At 71.9% G+C, this 19,734-nt stretch carries 12 protein-coding genes; 10 read left to right on the forward strand and 2 right to left on the reverse strand.

Features of this window, described 5'->3' with window-relative positions; all coding sequences use genetic code 11:
- Window positions 1-68 precede the first annotated feature (68 nt).
- Entirely contained in the window at window positions 69-3,521 is a 3,453-nt protein-coding gene (locus tag VF584_19255) for a PAS domain S-box protein (GenBank protein ID HEX8212321.1), read from the reverse strand.
- 205 nt (window positions 3,522-3,726) lie between these two features.
- Between VF584_19255 and VF584_19260 the strand changes: the two genes are divergently transcribed.
- From VF584_19260 to VF584_19305, 10 genes are all read left to right on the forward strand, one after another.
- A complete protein-coding gene (locus tag VF584_19260; GenBank protein ID HEX8212322.1) occupies window positions 3,727-5,853 on the forward strand; it encodes a TonB-dependent receptor in 2,127 nt (708 codons plus the stop codon).
- A 39-nt stretch (window positions 5,854-5,892) separates the two neighbouring features.
- Window positions 5,893-6,411 (forward strand): BlaI/MecI/CopY family transcriptional regulator, encoded by a 519-nt coding sequence (locus tag VF584_19265; protein HEX8212323.1) that lies wholly within the window; start codon window positions 5,893-5,895, stop codon window positions 6,409-6,411.
- 288 nt (window positions 6,412-6,699) lie between these two features.
- Window positions 6,700-7,707, forward strand: coding sequence for a hypothetical protein (locus VF584_19270; protein ID HEX8212324.1), 1,008 nt, complete (start codon window positions 6,700-6,702; stop codon window positions 7,705-7,707).
- 149 nt (window positions 7,708-7,856) lie between these two features.
- On the forward strand, window positions 7,857-8,825 hold the full coding sequence (locus VF584_19275) for a hypothetical protein (GenBank protein ID HEX8212325.1): 969 nt from the start codon (window positions 7,857-7,859) through the stop codon (window positions 8,823-8,825).
- Window positions 8,826-9,202: 377 nt separating this feature from the next.
- Window positions 9,203-10,024 (forward strand): transporter, encoded by an 822-nt coding sequence (locus VF584_19280; protein HEX8212326.1) that lies wholly within the window; start codon window positions 9,203-9,205, stop codon window positions 10,022-10,024.
- A gap of 35 nt (window positions 10,025-10,059) precedes the next feature.
- On the forward strand, window positions 10,060-11,589 hold the full coding sequence (locus VF584_19285; GenBank protein HEX8212327.1) for a hypothetical protein: 1,530 nt from the start codon (window positions 10,060-10,062) through the stop codon (window positions 11,587-11,589).
- Between the two features lie 47 nt (window positions 11,590-11,636).
- Window positions 11,637-12,401 carry a hypothetical protein gene (locus VF584_19290; protein HEX8212328.1) on the forward strand — a complete coding sequence of 255 codons (765 nt, stop codon included), beginning with the start codon at window positions 11,637-11,639 and terminating at the stop codon, window positions 12,399-12,401.
- A gap of 80 nt (window positions 12,402-12,481) precedes the next feature.
- The gene (locus VF584_19295) at window positions 12,482-13,936 is read left to right on the forward strand and encodes a CopD family protein (GenBank protein HEX8212329.1); all 1,455 of its coding nucleotides are present in this window, start codon (window positions 12,482-12,484) and stop codon (window positions 13,934-13,936) included.
- 275 nt (window positions 13,937-14,211) lie between these two features.
- Window positions 14,212-15,360, forward strand: a complete 1,149-nt coding sequence (gene chrA, locus VF584_19300) for a chromate efflux transporter (protein HEX8212330.1) — start codon at window positions 14,212-14,214, stop codon at window positions 15,358-15,360.
- A gap of 193 nt (window positions 15,361-15,553) precedes the next feature.
- Window positions 15,554-16,453: an alpha/beta hydrolase gene (locus tag VF584_19305; GenBank protein HEX8212331.1), complete on the forward strand. Its 900-nt coding sequence runs from the start codon at window positions 15,554-15,556 to the stop codon at window positions 16,451-16,453.
- Between the two features lie 368 nt (window positions 16,454-16,821).
- On the opposite strand, the gene VF584_19310 is transcribed toward VF584_19305, so the two are convergent.
- Window positions 16,822-19,713 (reverse strand): ATP-binding protein, encoded by a 2,892-nt coding sequence (locus tag VF584_19310; protein ID HEX8212332.1) that lies wholly within the window; start codon window positions 19,711-19,713, stop codon window positions 16,822-16,824.
- Window positions 19,714-19,734 lie beyond the last annotated feature (21 nt).

Here is a 19,734-nt window from a genome sequence, read left to right on the forward strand (position 1 = left end):
CGTACGCCCCTCCCCCAGGTAGTTATTGGGGGAGGGGCCGCGAGGTGACGAGCGGGGGTGGGGGCCCCTCACTGCGCCCGGCGCACGCGCTGGATGGTACGGCGGTCGGGGCCGGCGGGCGCGCGCGCGGGCGATCCCCCGCCGGCGCGCCCGTGGAAGCCCGCGAGGCTGCTCGCCTCCGCCTGGGCCAGGAGGCTGGTGACGGCGTCCAGGGCACCGGTGGCACGGGCGGCTTCGGGGGGAACGCCGCGGCGGACGAGGGCGCGGATCTCCTCCGTCAGGATCTCGTACTCGCGGCGCAAGGCGTGCTCCGTCCAGCCGAGGCGCGCGCGCTGGACACCGTGGCGCGCGGAGAGCATGTGCCGGAAGTCGGCGCTGTCACGGAGGAGGTGGCTCTCGGCGTCGCTCTCCCCCGCCTCGTCCAGGATCACCAGCGCCTGGGCCAGCGCGGCCAGGAAGGCGGCCGTGTGATCCTCCAGGTCCACCCGCGAAAGCTCGCGCGCCTCCGGGATCGCGGGGTCCGCGCGCATGCGTGCCACGTACCCCGCCACCAGCGCGTCCAGCGCCCGCTGAAGCAGCTCTCCCACCCGCGCAACGCTGGCGACCGCTTCCGGCTCCGCGGCCGCCGCGGGGGTCGAGAGCCAGAGGGTGAAGCAGGAGCCCTCGCCGGGAACGCTGCGCAGGGAAAGGTCGCCTCCCATCAGGCGCGCGAACTCGCGGCTGATGGTGAGCCCCAGCCCCGTGCCCCCCGCCGTGCGCGTGTGCCCCGTCTCCGCCTGCACGAACGGCTGGAAGACCGCCTCCAGCTTCTCCGGCGCGATGCCGATCCCGTTGTCGTGAACGCGGATGCACGTCCAGGGGCCGCGCCCGGCGGGGTGCGCCTCGGGGTCCGCCTCGGAGACGACACCGACCTCGACGACGATCTCGCCGCCGGGCTCGGTGAACTTCACCGCGTTGGAGAGGAGGTTCACCAGCACCTGCCGCACCCGGTCCTCGTCGCCCACGTACGGGTACTCGCGCCCGGGGGCGAGCCGGTTGGCGATGCGGATCTCCTTGGCGCGCGCCTGCGGCTCCACCAGCGCCAGCGCGTTCGCCACCACGCCCGCGGCGTCGCCCCGCTCGCGCACCACCGTCATGCGCCCCGCTTCGACCTTGGAGAAGTCCAGGACGTCTTCGATCAGCCCCAGCAGGTGCTGGTTGCTGGCGCGGATGCGGGCCAGGTACTCGCGCTGCGAGCCGGTGACGGGCCCGGCCACGCCCATCTCCATCAGCTCGCCGTAGCCCAGCGTGGCGTTGAGCGGGGTGCGCAGCTCGTGGCTCATGGCGGCCACGAAGTCGGACTTGGCCTGGCTGGCGATCTCGGCCTCGGTGCGCGCCCTCTGCTCGGCGGCGAAGAGCGCGGCGTTGTCCACCGCCACGGCGATGCGCCCCGCCAGGTCCTCAAAGGTCGCCACGTCCGCCAGGGTGAAGCGGCGGCGCGACTCGCAGGTCCCCACCCAGAGCGCACCCAGCGTCAGCCCGCGCGCGATGAGCGGCACGGCCACGGACGAGGTGCATGCCACCGGCTCTTCGGCGCGCGGGGAGACCTCGGGGTTGTGGACGGTTTCGCGGCCGCGCATCGCCAGGAGGGGCGGGCTCCCGCCGGCGGGCACGCGGTGCTCCCGCAGCGCCTCCTCGGCGTCGGGGTCTACGTGGCGCGCCAGCACCTCCAGCTCCGCGTCCTCGCCCTGCGCCAGGTACACCGCGCAGAAGTCGGCCATGCGGGGCACCGCCAGGTCGCACACCGCGCGCAGCGCCGTCCCGTAGTCGAGCGACGCGCCCAGCGCCCGGCTCGCCTCCGCCAGGAACTGCTGCGTCTCGGCGCGCCAGCGGTCCTCCGTCACGTCCATCATCGAGCCGATCATGCGCAGGGCGCGCCCGTCCGGCAGCCGCGCGACGACGCCGCGGTCCAGCACCGACGCGTACTCGCCGTCGCGCCTGCGGAAGCGGTACTCGGCCGTCCACGCCTCCTCGCCCTCGTCGATGGCCGCGTGGATGTCGCTCACCACGCGGTCGCGGTCGTCGGGGTGGATCTGCTCGTACCACCACTCGATGCGGGAGGGCATGGTGCCGGCCGGGTAGCCGAAGGTGCTCGCCACGGCCTCGTTCCACTGGAGCTCGCCCGTGGTCATGTCCCAGTCCCAGATCACGTCGTTGGTGGCGCGCGACACCAGGCGATAGCGCTCCTCGCGGTCGCGCAGCTCCACCTCGATGCGCTTGCGTTCCGTGACGTCCTTTTGCACGCCCACGAAGTGCGTCAGCCGTCCGGCCGGGTCGTGCACCGGGCTCACCGAGAGGGCGTTCCAGTAGGTCGTGCCGTCCTTGCGGTAGTTGATGAACTCCACCGCGCACGGCTCCACGCGCTCGATCGCCTCGCGCAGGCGTGCGACTTCGCCGCGGTCCGTCTCGGGGCCCTGCATGAAGCGGCAGTTGCGGCCGATCATCTCCGCGGCCGGGTAGCCGGTCAGGCGCTCGGCACCGCGGTTGGCGTAGATGATGGGATTGTCGGGGAGGTTGGGATCGGTGATGAAGATCCCCTCCGAGATCGCCCCGATGGCGCGCTCGCGCAGGCGCAGCTCGGCCTCGGTGCGCATGCGCTGCGTGAGGTCGATGAACGTCACCACCGCGCCGGTCACCGCCTCGCCCTCGCGCACCGGGAACGACGAGTACGACACGGGGAGCGGCGTGCCGTCCTTGCGCCAGAGCGTGTCCTCGTCGATGCGCACGGCCCGCCCGGTGCGCAGCGTCTGCGTAACGGGGCACTGGTGCGGCGGGTACGGCGTACCGTCGGCGCGGGTGTGGTGGATGAGCGCGTGCATCCGCGCGCCCAGCACCTCGCCGGGCGTGTAGCCCAGCATCTCGGCGCCCGCGCGGTTGAGAAAGGTGCAGCGCCCCTCGCCGTCCATCCCGAAGATCCCTTCGTCGGTCGATTCCAGGAGCGAAGAGCGCCGCCGCTGCTCCTGCTCGATCTCGTACGCCGCCTCGCGCAGCTCGATCTCGGTGACGGCCGATGCGGCCAGGTCGCGCAGGATGCCGATCTCCTCCTGGCTCCAGCTGCGCGGCTGGTTGTCGATGGCGCAGAGCGCTCCCAGCGCGTGCCCCTGCGAGGTGATCAGCGGGATGCCGGCGTACGCGACGACGGAGAGGGCCGGGATGGCCAGGTTGTCGGCGAGGCGCGGGTCGCGGCGCGCGTCCTCCACCACGAGCGCCTCGCGCATCCCCAGCGTGTACTGGCAGAACGAGTGCGAAAGCGGGGTCTCGCGCGCGGACGCCCACGGCTCGGGGAGGCCGACGCACCCCTTGAGCAGCTGCCGGTCCTCCTCCACCAGCGTCACCAGCGCCACGGGCACGCGCAGGATGCGCGTCACGAGGCTGGACAGCCGGTCGAACGCAGTCTCCGCCGCCGCGTCGGCGAGCGCGACGCGGCGGACCGCGGCCAGGCGGCGGGGATCGTGAAGGATTTCGTCCAGCGTGTGTTTCATTGGTCCAGCCCCACCGTTGAGCCGCGTGCTCGGAGGCGCGCCCCCGGCGCAAGTGCCGCGCCAGCAACTGCTTTGGGCTTCACACAGAGACACGGAGGATACAGAAAGAGGAAACAGAAAGAGGAACGTTGTATCTTCCTCCGTGTCTTTGCTTTTGTCTCCGCGTCTCTGTGTGAGATTGCTGTTTCACTCGCGGATCCGGATCATGCGTCGATTCACGCTCCTGCTTCTCCTGCTCGCCCTCCCCTCCTGGCTCGCCGCGCAGGAGACCGTCCGCGTCACCGTCGTGGTGAGGGCCGGCGACGCGCCCGCCGCGGGAGCAACGGTGCGCGCGGAGGCGGCCACCGTGCGCACCGATGCGGAGGGCACCGCCACCCTGCGCCTCGCACCGGGGGAGCGGACGATCGCGGTGTCCAAGCTGGGCTTCGCGCCGCAGCGCCTCACCCTGCGCCTGCGCGCCGACACCACGGTGGCCGTCGCGCTGCAGGAGGAGGCGGAGGAGCTGGAGGAGATCGTGGTGACGTCCACGCGCACGGGGCAGCGCATCGAGGACGAGCCCACCCGCGTGGAGGTGCTCACGCGCGAGGAGGTGGAGGAGAAGATGCTGATGACACCCGGCGACATCTCCATGATGCTCAACGAGACCTCCGGGCTGCGCGTGCAGACCACCAGCCCGTCGCTCGGCGGCGCGAACGTGCGCGTGCAGGGGCTGCGCGGCCGCTACACGCAGATCCTCTCCGACGGGCTTCCGCTGTACGGCGGCCAGTCCGGCGCGCTCGGCCTCCTCCAGATCCCGCCCATGGACCTGGGGCAGGTGGAGGTCATCAAGGGCGCGGCATCGGCGCTGTACGGCTCGTCCGCGCTGGGCGGCGTGGTCAACCTGATCTCGCGCCGCCCCGGCGACGAGGCCGCGCGCGAGCTCCTCCTCAACCAGACCACGCGCAACGGCACCGACGTCGTGGGCTTCGCCGCGGCGCCGCTCACCGAGCGCTGGGGCTACTCCCTGCTCGCCAGCGTCCACCGCCAGGCCGAGGCCGACGTGGACGGCGACCGCTGGACGGACATGCCCGGCTACCGGCGCGCCGTCGTGCGCCCGCGCCTCTTCTGGGACGACGGCGCCGGGCGGAACGTTTTCATCACCGCCGGCGCGACGGCGGAGGACCGCGAGGGCGGCGGCCGGGTGCCCGCGGGCGACTTCCCCGAGACGCTGGAGACGCGCCGCGGCGACGTGGGCGCCGTGGGCCGCATCTTGATGGGCGACCGGCTCCTGGCGGTGCGCGCATCCGCGGTGGCGCAGAGCCACGCCCACGGCTTCGGCGACGTGCGCGAGGAGGACCTGCACTCGACGGGCTTCGCCGAGATCGCGTACTCCGCCACCGGCGGCGGGCACACCCGGGTGCTGGGCGCCGCGCTCCAGGCCGAGGGCTATCGCGCGCACGACGTGAGCGGCTTCGACTACAGCTACGTCACCCTGTCTCTGTTCGCGCAGGAGGAGTACGCGCCGGCGGAGTGGATCACGCTGTCGCTGGCGGGCCGCGCGGACCGGCACAGCGAGTACGGCACCTTCTTCAACCCGCGCCTCTCGCTGCTGCTGCGCCCTGCCGAGTGGACGGTGCGCGGCTCGGTCGGCACCGGCTACTTCGCGCCCACACCGTTCACCGAGGAGACCGAGTCCATCGGCCTCTCGCGCGTTCGCCCGCTGGACGGGCTGGACGCGGAGCGCGCCCTCACCGCGTCGCTGGACGTCGGCCGCAGCATCGGGCCGGTGGAGGTGAACGCGACGGTCTTCGGGTCGCGCACGCGGAACGCGCTCCGGCTCGTGGAGAGCGCCGTGCCCGGGATGCTGGAGCTGGTGAACGCGCCGGGGCCGACCCGCACCCACGGCAGCGAGCTGCTCGTGCGCTGGCACCAGGGGCCCTTTCACGTGACGGGAACGCACACCTTCATCCGCTCGCGCGAGGACGATCCAGACGGCCCCGGCCGCCGCGAGGTGCCCCTGACGCCGCGCCACGCCGTCGGGCTGGTGGGGATGTGGGAATCGGAAGATGCGGGGCGCGTGGGGGTCGAGTTCTACTACACCGGGCGCCAGGCGCTGGAGGACAATCCGTTCCGCACCGAGAGCCGTCCGTACCTGATCGTCGGGCTCCTGGCCGAGCGCCGCATCGGCCGCGCGCGCGCCTTCATCAACCTGGAGAACCTGCTGGACGTGCGTCAGACGCGATACGACCCGCTGGTGCTCCCCGCGCGCTCCGCCGAGGGGCGCTGGACGACGGACGTGTGGGCGCCGCTGGAGGGGCGGGTCATCAACGCGGGGGTGCGGCTGGATCTGTAGCGGACCTGCCCCTTTACGCAGGATAAAACGCCGCGTATCATGCAGGGGGGCCACTCCCGGCCCCTCCCTGTAAGGCACGCGCTGATCCACGGCGACACCCCGGAAGCGCTCCGCATCCACGACACGGTGCGCCTCTCCGCCAAGGGGCTGGCAAAGGTGCTGGGCGACCTGGAAGCGCGGGTGATGCAGGCCGTCTGGGACATCGGACGGCCCGTGCCCGCGCGCGCGGTGCACGACCGGGTCGCGCGCGAGCACAGCGTGACGATCCACACCGTCATCACCGTCCTCAACAAGCTGGTGGAGAAGGGCCTCCTCCGCCGCGCCAAGCGCGACGAGCTCCTCCACTACGATGCCTGCCTCAGCGAGGCGGAGTTCCGCGCCCAGGCTTCGCGCCGGCTGATGGAGGGCATCCTGTCGTTCGGCCCCGAGGCGGTGACGGCGTCGTTCGTGGACATCCTGGCCGACCAGGACCCGGAGCAGCTCGCGGAGCTGGCCCGCCTCATCCAGCGCCGGCTGGCCGAACCCGCCGGCGCGGATGTGGCTCGCATGGCTGGGTGATACATCGTGTATGGATATACCGTTTATGGATATATCGCCGCGCGATGCATCGCGTTGCGATGTATGCCGCGGGCGAGGCGCCGGGGGGCGGGGCGCCGCAACACCGGGGGCTGAAGCCCCCGGCTGGAACGACGGGAAGGCGGCTGAAGCCGGCTCGGGAAACGCGGCATTCCGTTTTGCAACAAAGGGGGCGTGTCGAGCGCCGTACGATGATGACTCCACGGAGGCGGACTTCGGTGGGCGGGCTCGCGGGTTTGGCCGGGTACACTCGATTCGGGGATCTTTGAAATGAGACAGTGCTTTCCGCGAATGCTGCTGCTGGCCAGCACGGTTTCCATGTCGGCCTGCGGCGACGCGGCGGATCGGCCCTCCGATGTCAGAGTCGGCACCGTAGCGCCTGCTCGCCAATCCGCAGCTCCGGTCGCGGCGTCAAAGGACGCCGATCCGCCGGAGATCGCCGACCCGCGGCAGTTCCTCAACCTGGGGCCCATGCGCTGGGAGGGGTGGGAGACGCAGCCGCCCGCGGACCGCTTCGCACGGCTGCGGGAGCTCGGCATCAAGCTGAACCGCCGCGAGAGCGGCACCGCGCCCGGCGAGGACGGACAGGACCCGATGGGCGAGCGCGCCGAGGACTTCCACTTCGTCGACTTCAGCGGCGACGGTGTGCCAGACGTGATCTACGACGGTGGATGGTTCGAGATCAACTCTGACGGGCAGCTCTCCGCGATGGAGGGAACGCGCCTCAAGCTGTACCAGGTCGCCGGGGGGCGGGCGGTCGAGGTGATGGAGCGCCACGGCTCCATCAAGCGGCTCTGGAAAGCGCGGCCGGGCGACCCACCGTCTCTTCTCGTGGAGCACGTGGGCTGCTGCAGCGAAGAGCTATGGTCTGTATCTTTTTACCGGCCGGTTCTCACCGGCGGCAAGGTGAATTACGAGCATTACCGGACCGTCCTGGGCAGGCAGGAGCTCGACGTCCCGAAGCAGTTCACGGGATCTGCCCGGCGGTTCACCGTGACCCAGGACGGTTACCTGCTGCGCGCGGAACCAAGGATCGATACCACGGACGTATGGCCCAACTGGGGTGGCCGCGGGAATGCGATGGCCGTGTACACGAAAGGTGCGCGTGGCACCGCGTACGCGGAGCGGAGGGACGCGACCGGGCGAGTCTGGTGGTTCGTCAGGATGGACGGCCGGACGCCTCCCACCGACGCACAGATCAGAGACGAGCCCGATTCTCCCGTGCTCACGGATCGGATCGGGTGGATGAGCAGCCGGTTCCTGACCGTGGCTCCCTGAAGATCCCCCGACAGCGCTTATCCCGCCCCATCACCAACCGAAAGCTTGGAAAATCAGATTTCCGCGCTTAATGTGCGTGCGTGCGGTCGCAAAGATTGGCCGTGTGCATCTGACCCGGAGATCTAGAAATGAGACGGTGCTTTCCGCGAATGCTGCTTCTGGCCAGTGCAATGTCCATGTCCGCCTGCGAGGATGCGGCGAAGCCGCCCTCCGGTTCGCGGGCCAGCGCAGCTGCGCCTGCTCTTCGCGCCGCGACTCCGGTCGCGTGGAAGGACACCGACCCGCCGGAGGTTGCCGATCCGCGGAAGTTTCTCGATCGGCGGCCGATGCGCTGGGCGGACTGGGAGACGAGGCCGCCAGCGGACCGCTTCGCACGCCTGCGGGAGCTCGGCATCACGCCGATCCGCCGCGACACCCTCACCCCGCGGGCCGAATACGAGTACGGCGCCGAGCCGGACGGCGAGCGCGCGGAGGATTACCACTTCGCCGACTTCAGCGGCGACGGTGTCGCGGATGTGATCTACGCCGGGACGACTTTCGGCATTCATGAAGGGCGCGTCGGGACTGCAGAGGCAGCGCACATCAAGCTGTACCAGGTGATGGGGGGACGGGCTGTCCAGGTAGCGGAGCACCACGGCACGCTGGAGCGCATCTGGAAGGGGCGGCCGGGCGAGCCCGTCTCTCTCCTCGTCGAGCACGGCGAGCATTGCATGGATGACGAATGGTCGCTCGCCTTTCTCCGGCCGGTACGCACGCGCGGCAGGGTGGGATACGAGCCTTATCGGTACGTGGTGGGTACGGCGGAGATCCAGCTTCCAAAGCGGTACACTGGCTCGCCGCGTCGTTTCACGGTGAGCCGGGACGGTTACCTGTTGCGCTCCAGACCGGAGATCGACACGGCCTCGTACGGGAATCAGATCGCCGTCTATCCAAGGGGCGCGCGTGGCACCGCGCACGCGGAGCGGAGGGACGCGACGGGCCGAGTGTGGTGGTTCGTTAAAATGGATGGCCGAACGCCTCCCACAACGGGACGGCCCAGGGAAGAAGATCCGAGTTCTCCGATCCCCACGGATCGGATCGGGTGGATGAGCAGCCGCTTCCTCTCGCCCGCGCCGTGATGGCGGCCCAGAACGCGAATTTTACACACTCTCGATGCCTGTGCCCTCACCCTTAATCACACGCTCGCCGGACCGTCTCAGCGGTGCGACCGTGTTCGCCGGGACCAGGGTACCGATCCAGACGCTGTTCGACTGTCTGGAGGGCGGCGACCCGCTAGGCGCTTTCCTCGACGACTTCCCCTTCGTTACCGCGGAGCACGCAGTTGGCGTTCTCGGGTTGGCGCGCGTAGCGCTGGAGGCGCACGCCGTGCGGCTGTGACGAAAACATCGGAGGGCCGAAACTTGCGCGTACGTTTTACGCTATGTAAAATCACCGCTTGTGCAAGCCTGGTCGGGATGCGCGCCGGGGTGGATCAAATCGTGGAGATGAGCGGCTGATGATCGATAGAGCGATAGCAGGGTACAGGATCGTTGCGGGGGCGGCGCTGGCGGCGGCGCTCGGTGGACCGGCGGCGGCGCAGACGGACTACTACAACACGGACAAGGGCCGCCCCGTGCGGGTGGAGGATGCAATTCCGGTGGAGCGGCACGCGTTCGAGCTGCAGCTCGCGCCGCTGCGGCTGGAGCGAGAGGCGGGGGGCGTCTACAACTGGGAGGTCGCGCCGGAGGTGGCGTGGGGCGTGCTTCCGCGCACGCAGCTGGAGCTGGCGTTCCCGCTGGCGCACGTTGATGCAGGGGCGGCCGGGAAGGCGTCGGGGCTGGCGGGGATCGAGCTCTCCGCGCTCTACAACCTGAACAACGAGACGCGCACGCTCCCCGCCTTCGCCGTCGCGGCGGACGTGCTGCTCCCCGTGGGCGGGCTGGGACCGGACCGGGCGTATCCCACGCTCAAAGGGATCGCCACGCGCTCCTTTTCCGGCGCGCGCATCCACGCCAACGCGGAGTACACGCTGGGGCCGGATGCCGGTGAGGGCGACGAGGTGGGCGAGGCGTCGCGCTGGATGGCGGGGATCGCGGTGGACCGCACCTTTCCCATCCGCTCGCTGCTGGTGACGGCGGACCTTTTCGCCGAGCAGGCGCTGGACAGCGACGAGAGCCTGAGCTGGACGGCGGAGGCGGGGCTCCGGTACCAGACGAGCCCGCAGTTCAACGTGGACCTGGGCATCGGCCGCCGCTTCGCGGGCGAGGAGCAGGGGTGGAGCTTCACCGTGGGCGTGGCACATGCGTTCGCACTGCGCACGCTGCTGCCGGGGCGGTGAGCGGCCTATTCAGACGATGCGATCGGAGGATCTTGATGGATAGAGGATATCGCGCCCGCCGCGTGCTGGGCGCCGCGGCACTGGCGGTGGGGCTGGGGATGGTGGCCGAGCCCGCGCACGCGCAGTGGGCACGGGTGCACGAGCAGTTCTACATGCCGGCGAGCCACAACTGGGTCTTCCGCCGCAACTACCCGGGCGCGGACCGGCTCTTCAACGCCTTCGACTACGGGCACGCCATCCTGTACGAGAAGCTGTTGACGCGGCCCGGCGCGCCCGCCAGCGAGCTGGAGGTGAAGGAGTACGACTACATCACGCGCAAGCTCCTGGTGGCCCCGCCGCGGCTTCCGGTGGAGGAGGCAGCGATCGAGGTGGAGTACGCCAAGCTCGCGCCCGAAGCGAAGATGATGTTCGAGTGGGCGCACATCCTCCACCGCCAGATCTACGACGTCCTGGGCGACGAGCGGCTGAGCCAGGCGGAAAAGGACCGCGAGGTGGCGGCGGTGATGCGCTACTACAAGTCGCGCCCGGACCTCGCCTTCAGCTCCCTTCCCAAGTCGATGGAGCTGATGGAGGGGCAGTACTACGCGACGGCGTTCCGCGAGGCGTATCCCAAGTTCAACGGGCTGATCTGGGGCTACCACTGGCTCCAGGTGGGCCTCTACGAGCCGCTGATGACGGCCCGCTCGCCCGAGGCGCGGCAGGCGGGCGTGACGGCTACGGTGGCGCGCTTCCGCCAGATGCTGGAGAACGCGCCGGAGCACATGCCCCGCGTGATGCCCATGACGGCCGCGATCGCCCCCACCTTCGCGGAGCGCTACCCGGAGGCGGCGATCGTCTTCGACAACCTGCATGGGATGCACGACGTGATCTCCGACATCCTGGCGTCGCCCAAGGTGCCGCGCGAGAAGAAGCGCGAGGAGATCCTGCGCGCCGCCGCGCGCTACCGCGACGACACCTCGTTCCTGATGACGGTGCGGGAGTGGCGGGAGATGGGGACGATGATGGGCATCCAGAACATGGGCGGCCCCGCCGTCGGCTTCCTCCCCGACTTTCCCGAGCCCACGCTGCCGCGCGGCGCCGTCATGGCGCACACGGGGACGAACCACGGCGTGGCAGGCCAGACGAGCCACGCCGCGCACGGGGGCGCTCAGCCGGCGGCCGGCCAGGCGCAGTCGACGGATCACTCCGCGATGCCCGGGATGCAGCCCGAGCAGGGCGCCCCCGCATCCGCAAACGGGCAGATGACGGAGCTGCACGAGCGGATGATGGCCGACCCGGTCATCCGCCAGCGCGTCGAGGCCGACACCGCACTGCGGCGCCTGGTGCGGCAGATGCACGGCACGACGAGCCGCGGCGCGACCGAGGGCGCGGCGTCGGACAGCGCGCAGGCGATCGACTTCGCGGTGCGCCTGCTCTCCGATCCCCAGGTCCAGGCGCGGGTGCACGCGGACCCTCGCCTTCACCGGCTCTGGAGCGACCCGGAGGTCCAGCGCCGCCTTGCCGAGCTTCGCCGCCAGCAAGGAGTGCGGCCCGCCGCTCCCGCGACGCCGCAGCACAACCATTGAGCGGGCGTCCCAGCGACGACCCGAGGAGTTGTTGGATGCACGGAAAGTTGAGCATCGCCTTCGCGGCGCTCGCGCTCACAGCGTGTTCGGGCTCGCCGGGCGAGGACCAGGCGGCCAAACCGGCGCGCGATACCGTCGCCGCGCCCGCCCCGGCCGCGGCCGGCCACGACATGCACGCGATGACCATCGACGGCACCTCGGTCGATACGGGTTCGGCACACGCCGGCATGCAGCACGGTGCGGCCTCGCACGCGGGGATGGATCACGGCGCGACGGCGGGACAGGCGCACGCCGGAAGCGGGCATGGGGCCGCATCCACGAGCCGCGCGCAGGCGATGGATCACTCGCGCACGGGCCACGCCGTGGCCGGGTCAGCAAGCCACTCCGCATCGCACACGCCGACGAACGGCGCGCGCTCCACCGCTCGGCATTCGATGTCCGGCGCGGACCACAGCCGCATGAACAACTCGGGGTCCGGCCGCACCGCCGCGGGTACGATGGACCATTCTCGGCACAGTGGCGCGGCGAGGAGCGCGAGCAGCCGGCCCGCCGCCTCGAGCCATGCCGCCATGGGCCACGGCACCGAGAACAACGCGCAAACAGTTTCCGCGAGTACGAGCCATGCGGCGATGGGCCACGGCACGGCAGCCCCCACGCAGCCGGCGGAGGATCGCGCGACCGACAAGCTGCTGACGCTGGTCGGCGAGCTGGTCCGCGACCCGGTGGTTCAGCAGGAGATCCGTGAAGATCCGGCGCTCCGCGAGGCCTGGCAAGATCCCGGGGTGCGGCGCGTCGTCACGAAGCAGCCCTGAGCCGCGAGGGGGTGCCGGCGCCCGGCACCCCCTCGACGCACCAGGCACCCGCCGGATAGTTTCCCCGATCGACGCGCCCCATGATCCACCTCGAACACCGCCGAAGCATGGCCCCGGCCAAGCACGCTTGCTGGCGACGATGGCCGTTCCGCGCCGCCCTGCTCCTCCTGGCGCTGGCCGTCCCTGAGCTCGCGCTCGCCCACGGCGCGCTGCGGCGCGCCCAGCCCGCCAGCGGCGCGCACCTGGGCACGGTTCCGCGCGAGATCCGGCTGAGCTTCAACGAGAACGTCGAGCTGGCGGTGGCGCGCATCCAGCTCATCGGGCCGGACAGCGCGGAGATCCGGCTGGGCACGCTCGCCCTCGCCGCCGACTCGCCGCGCGTCCTGGTGGCGCCCATCGGCGGCGCGCTGCAGGCGGGGGAGTACACCGTCGTCTGGCAGATCGCGGGCGCGGACGGGCATCCGGTGCGAGGCAGGTATTCGTTCGTGATCGCCCCCGGCGCGGAGGGCCTCGCTCCGCCGCCCAGCCTGGCACCCGCCGACCAGCCCGCCCCGCCCGCGGACCCGGACGAGACGCATCACAACGCGGCCACCTTCCCCAGCGGCCCCGGCTTCGACGCGGAGTCGCCGCTGTACGTCGTCGTGCGCTGGCTCACCTACATCGGGCTCCTCGGCGTCCTGGGTGCGCTCGCGTTGCGCCTGGTGGTGCTCCCCGCCGCCGGGCGTTTGGGTGCAAGTGCGCTGGCGGCACCCGCGGCGGCGCGCGCGGCTGGAGTCGGGCTCGCCGCGGCGGCGCTCGTCGCGCTGGCCGCCGTCCTGCGCCTGTACGCGCAGTCGTACGCGATGCACGGCCCCGCCGGCGCGGTCGATGCCGGCCTGGTCACGACGATGCTGGCGCGCACCACCTGGGGCTGGGGGTGGATCATCCAGGCGGTGGGGACGATCATCGCGCTGGCGGGCTTCGTCGCCGCGCGGCGGAGCGGAGCGGGATGGCCGCTGGCGGCGCTGGGCGGGCTGGCGCTCGCCGTGGCGCCCGCTCTGTCCGGACACGCGTCGGCGGTCCCGCGGCTCAGCGGCCTCGCGATCATGGCGGATGCGGTGCACGTGCTGGGGGCGGGCGGGTGGGTCGGCGGGCTGTTCGTGCTGGTGGCGGCGGGCGTCCCGGCCGCCATGCGCCTGCCGAAGGAGGAGCGAGGCCCCGCCGTCGCGGCGCTGGTGAACGCGTTCTCCCCGGTGGCCCTCGTCTGCGCGGCGGCGCTCACAGCCACCGGCTTGTTCGCCACCTGGCTCCACGTGGGCGCTCCATCCGCGCTCTGGCAGACGGACTACGGTCGCACGCTCCTGATCAAGCTCGCGCTCCTCGCCACCGTCTTCGGCACCGGCGCGTACAACTGGCGCCGTCTCCGCCCCACCCTCGGCGACGAGGTTGGCGCAGCGCGCCTGCGCCGCTCCGCGACGGTCGAGATCGCGGCGGGCGTGCTGGTGCTGCTCGCCACCGCCGTCCTGGTGGCGACGGCGGCGCCCGCGGGGTTGTGATGGTGTGGTGCGCCGGCGCCGGATGGCCGGGGGATGAATCCCCCGGCTGGAACCACGGGAAGACGGCTGAAGCCGGCTCGAGAAACGCGGCATCCGACCACGAGTCCGCGGAGGCGGACTTCGTGTGGTTCCAGCGGCGAGTTCATTCGCTCCTGGCAACAGGCTCCTGATCGCGCCGGCATTCAGGACGCGCCGAGATCCCGCCCCCGAGTCCGCGCAGGCGGACTTTGTGCTGTTGTTGCCGCGAGTTCACTCGCCCAGTCCCCCAGCCCCCCATGACGCACCCACCGCAGACTTCCCTCCCCGCGCTCGCGCTGCTCTTCGTGAAGCTCGGCACCACGGCGTTCGGCGGGCCGGCGGCGCACGTGGCGATGATGGAGGACGAAGTGGTGCGGCGGCGCGGGTGGCTCACGCGCGAGGACTTCCTCGACTATCTGGGCGCGACGAACCTGATCCCCGGCCCCAACTCCACCGAGCTGGCGATGCACGTGGGCCGCGAGCGTCGTGGCTGGGCGGGCCTCGTTGTGGCGGGGGCGGCCTTCATCGTTCCGGCGGCGATCATCGTCGGAGCGCTGGCGTGGGCGTACGTGCGCTTCGGGACGATGCCGCAGGCGGCCGGGCTCCTGTACGGCGTCAAGCCCGTCGTCATCGCCGTCATCCTCCAGGCGGTCGCGGGGCTCGGGCGCACGGCGCTCAAGAGCCGCGCGCTCTGGATCGTGGGGGCCGGGGCCGCCCTCCTGTTCGGCCTCGGGGTGAACGAGCTGCTCGTGCTCGCGATGGCGGCTCTCGCGTGCGCGATCGGGAAGCGGACCGCGTCGGATGGCGTGCGCGCGGCGGGGATCGCGCTGGTGTGGCCGGCCGGAGCGGCGGCGGGGGCGAGCGTGGCTCCGGCGTCGCTGGGGGCGATCTTTGGAGTGTTCCTCAAGATAGGCGCGGTGCTGTTCGGGAGCGGGTACGTGCTCGTCGCCTTCCTGCGCGCGGACCTCGTGGAGCGGCTGGGATGGCTGACGGAGCGCCAGCTTCTCGATGCGGTCGCCATCGGACAGGTCACTCCCGGCCCGGTTTTCACGACGGCCACCTTCATCGGGTACATCCTGGCCGGCGTCCCCGGCGCGGTGGTGGCGACGGTCGCGATCTTTCTTCCCGCGTTCGTCTTCGTGGCGGCGAGCGGGCCCCTGGTGCGGCGAATCCGCTCCTCGCCGGCGGCGGGGGCGGCGCTCGACGGGGTCAACGTCGCGTCGCTGGCGCTGATGGCGGTGGTCACCATCCAGCTTGCGCGCACCGCCCTCGTCGACCCGCTGACCATCGCGCTGGCGCTGGCGAGCGCGGTGCTCCTGATCCGCTACCGGGTCAACTCCGCGTGGCTGGTGCTGGGCGGGGCCGCGGTGGGTGTGGCGCGGACGATGTCGGCTGGTGCGATGTAAGCAGTGGCGAAGAGCATCCCGGTGCAGTGACACGGAGGCGCGGATCGAAGGCGGCATTCCCGGCCGGGCACACTCGGTGCTCCGGCCGTTTCCGTGTGTGCCTCCGCCCACCTCCATGCGAAACGAATGAGGCGTTCTGAGAAAGAGATGCGCTCTGGCCCTGACCATGGCCGCCGCCTGCTCGGGAGCACCGGTGCCCGCGCCCACCGGTAGCTCCGGCGGCGAGTCGGTGGCGGTGACGCGCGACTGCACCCTTCCCGCGCCAACCGCCGCGAATATCCGTACCGCCCGCGACGTCACCTACGCGGTCATGGACGGACAGCCGCAGCGCATGGACGTCGCCTGGCCGGCGGGAGAGGGGCCGTACCCGCTCGTGGTGCTGATCCACGGCGGCGGGTGGAGCGGCGGCGACAAGAGCGCGTACCACCACGCGATGCGCGTGCTCGTATCGCAGGGGTACGCGGCTGCATCGATCAACTACCGGCTGGCGGGCGCGCCTCGCAACATCTTCCCGGCGGCGGTGGAGGACGTGCGCTGCGCGGTTCGCTTTCTCCGCTCGAATGCGGGCACGTACCGCATCGACCCGGCGCGCATCGGGGCTCTGGGCCACTCGGCGGGGGCGCACCTGGCGGCGATGCTCGGCACCGCCGCGGATGTGCCCGGGCTGGATGGTGCCTGCACCATTCGCGACGTGTCGCCGGCGGTGAGCGCGGTGGTGGCGCTGGCGGGGCCGCAGGACATCCGCACGGCGGGCGCGCTGGACCCCAGCCAGCGCGGGATGGTGGAGAACTTCCTGGGTGCGCCTCCCGAATCCGTGATGGAGCGCGCGCTTCTCGCTTCGCCCGCGGTGCACGTGAAGGCCGGCGCGCCCCCGTTCCTCCTGGTCCACGGCACCTCGGATGGCGTCGTCCCGCTGCGGCAGTCCCGCTCCATGCGCGACACCCTGCGCGCCGCGGGCGTCCCCGTGACGCTGCTCGAGCTTCCCGGGATCGGCCACAGCATCGATGAATTCAGCACGAGCCCGAGTTTCCGCGTTTCCACCTGCACCACGCTCGCGTTCCTGCGGAAGTGGTTGCGGCCTGGAGACCGGTAACAGCGGTCTCACGCGGAGGCGCGGAGACGCGGAAAGAGATCCGTCGGCGTCGTTGCGGATCGCGGGCGGCGTGGCGGGGGCGGGCACGGGCAGCCACGCGGGGCGGCCCCTACGGGATCGGGGCGGGGGGCGGAGGTCGAGGCGGGCGGGCGGTGGCAGACACGCAGGTCTGCCCCTACGGGATTGGTGCGGCGGGCGGGGGTCGAGGAAGGGATAGGGCGGGCGCGATGAATCGCGCCCCTACAGGGCATGGGTGAAGCGCGCGGGGTTCCAGCCCCCTCTCTCGATAACGTGAGGGCGGAGCCCTCTCCTGTGATCGGGAGAGGGGGCAGGCGAGTGTAACGAGCCGGGGGTGAGGGCCGCCCCCCTCACCCCCGCCCGCGGCTCTCCTTGATCCCACTCAGAATGAGGTGCTCCGCCTTCTGCCAGCCATCCAGGCTGATCCGCTCCGCCTGCTCCAGGAGCTGGCGCAGGACGGCCATCGTATCGTCCACCGTCCCCTCCTCGTGCGGCGGGAGGCTCCGGCGCAGCGCCGCCTCCACCAGCTCTCGGAGGATCTGGTACTCGCGGTGGAGCGCCGCGCGCGACCAGCCCAGCCTGGACCGCTGCCGGCCGTGCCGGTCGAAGACGACGCGCTGGATGTCCGTGCCGTCGCGCAGCAGGGCGAGCTCGCCGCCGCCCTCACCCAGCGCCAGCAGGGCCAGCCCAACCTCCATCAGCGCGGTGGCCATGTGGTCCTCCAGCTGGGCGCGGTCCAGGTCGTGGGCCGCGGACAGGGCGGGGTCCGCGCGCAGCCGGGCGCCCCACTCCTCCACGACGTCGTCCGCGCGGCGCGTCAGCATGCGCCCGACCTCGGCGAGCCGCGGGACCGCGGGGGCGGCGGCGGGCGCGGCACGCGGGCGCTCCTCTCCGGCCGGCGGCTCCGAGTCGGCGGGGAGCCAGAGGGTGAAGCAGGAGCCCTGGCCGGTGCGGCTCTGGAGAGTGACGTCGCCCCCCATCAGGCGTGCCAGGCGGCGGCTGATGGAGAGCCCCAGCCCGGTGCCGCCGCTCTCCCGCGTGTACCCGCCGTCCACCTGGAAGAAGGGCTGGAAGATCTCCTCCTGGTGCTCCGGGGCGATCCCGATGCCGCTGTCCTCCACCTGCACGCGCAGCCAGCTTCCCGAACCGCGCGCCTGTACGCCGGGGTCCGGCTGGTCCGTTATGCCGCACGACACCCGCACGCCGCCGCCGCGGGGGGTGAACTTGATGGCGTTGGTGAGCAGGTTCGCCAGGACCTGCTGCACGCGCTCGGGGTCGCCCCAGTACGCCGCGTTCGTATCCGGGTCCACCTCGTTGCGCACCGCGACGCCCGCGCGCGACGCCTGCGGCAGCACGAGCCCCAGGGCGCCGTCCAGCGCCACGGCCAGCGCCGACCGCTCGCGCACCACGCGCAGCTGGCCGGACTCCACCTTTGCCAGGTCCAGGATCTCGTTGACCAGCGAGAGCAGGTGCTGGCTGCTGGCCTTGACCCGGTCCAGGTGGGCCCGCTGCGCATCGGTGAGCGGGCCCGCGATCCCCATCTCCAGCAGGTCGGTGTAGCCCATCACCGCGTTGATGGGGGTGCGCAGCTCGTGGCTCATGTTGGCCAGGAACTGCGACTTGGCGCGGTTCGCCTCCTCCGCGTCCGCGGTCGCCTGCTCGGCCTCGGCGGTGCGGGCGGTGAGCTCGGCGTTCGCCTGCTGCAGCTCGGAGACGGCGATCTCCAGCTCCGCCTGCGTCTCCTGGAGCTCGGCGGCCTGCGTCTGGAGCGCGCCGGTCTGCGTCTCCAGCTCCACCGCCTGTTCCTCCGCCCTGCCCCGGGCCTCCACGGCCTCGGCGAGCGCGCGATCGCGTGCGGCCTCGGCCTCCTTGCGCACGATGAACTGGCCGATCTCGCTTCCCATCGCCTCCATGGTGCGGAGCATCGACTCGTCCGGGATCTCCGCGTCGCGGGCAAAGAACTCGATGACGCCCAGCGTGCGGCCGGCGCCCGTGACGGGGAAGGCGAACCCGGTGCGCAGCCCCGCCTCGGCGGCGAGGCGGGCGCGGGGGAAGTTGTGCTCGTTCGCGATCTCCTGGATCCACACGGCTTCCCCCCGCTCCCACACCCGGCCGGGGAGGCCCTCGCCCGGGCGCAGGACGGCGGCGCGGCTGGCCGCCTCGAAGCGCTCGCCGTCCACCCCCGGCCCGCGCCACCCGGCCACGAAGCACAGCACCCCCGCCTCCACGCGCCACAGGGCGCCGAGGTCCCAGCGCAGCATCTCGCCCATGGTGCGCAGGATGCCGGGCGCGGCATCCTCCACCGTCGCCGCGTCGGCCAGCACGCGGGTGACGGCGTGCTCCGTCAGCCTGCGCGCCTCCTCGCGCTTCCTGCGCGAGATGTCGTGGATGAACCCGGCGAAGACGTGCCGCCCCTCGTGGACGTACTCCCCGAAGGCGATCTCGATGGCGATCTCGCGCCCGCTCCGGGTGAGCCCGGGAAGCTCAAGGCCGCTCCACGGGATGTTGCGCCTTCCCGTTGCCAGGTAGCGCTGCATCCCCTTGTTGTGCGCATCGCGGAACCGCTCCGGCACGAGGATGGAGAGCGGCTCCCCCGCCAGCTCCCCGTCCGCGTAGCCGAAGATCCGCTCCATGGCGGGGTTCGCCGAGACGATGATCCCCGTGTCGTCCATCACGACGATGCCGTCCGGGTTCACCTCGGTGAGGGTGCGGAAGCGCGCCTCGCTCTCCCCGTGATCGGAGCGTAGCCGGTGCTCGATGTCCGCCACGGCCAGCGCGGCCAGGTCGCGCAGGATCTCCACCTCGCCGTCGGTCCATTCGCGCGCCGCGAAGTCCATCACGCACAGCGCGCCCAGCGTGTGCCCCGCCGCGGTGGTGAGCGGCATCGCGGCGTACGCGGCGACCCCGTTCTCACCCGTGGCGTGGCCGTCCCCCGCGCGGGTGTCGCCCAGCACGAGCGCCTCGCCGGACGCGGCGACGTGCTGCCAGAGCGAGTCGTCGAGCACCATCGTGCCGCTTTCAGCCCCGAAGCTGGCGCGGGGGAGCTGCCGGTCCTCGGCGACGAGGGTCACCTGCGCGACGGGGGCGTGCAGGGCGTGGGCGGCCGCGCGCGCCAGCCGGTCGAAGAGCTCCACCCGCTCCTCGTCCAGCAGCCCGGTGGCGCGCAGCACGGCAAGCCGCTCCGGATCGCGGAGGCGGGCCGGGGGGCCGGGGGGCGTCGAGGAAGGGGTCGTCTGAGTCACAGGGTATCACCGGGCCAGCGC

This window comes from Longimicrobium sp. (assembly GCA_036389135.1).
In the GTDB taxonomy this organism is placed as follows: Bacteria; Gemmatimonadota; Gemmatimonadetes; order Longimicrobiales; family Longimicrobiaceae; genus Longimicrobium.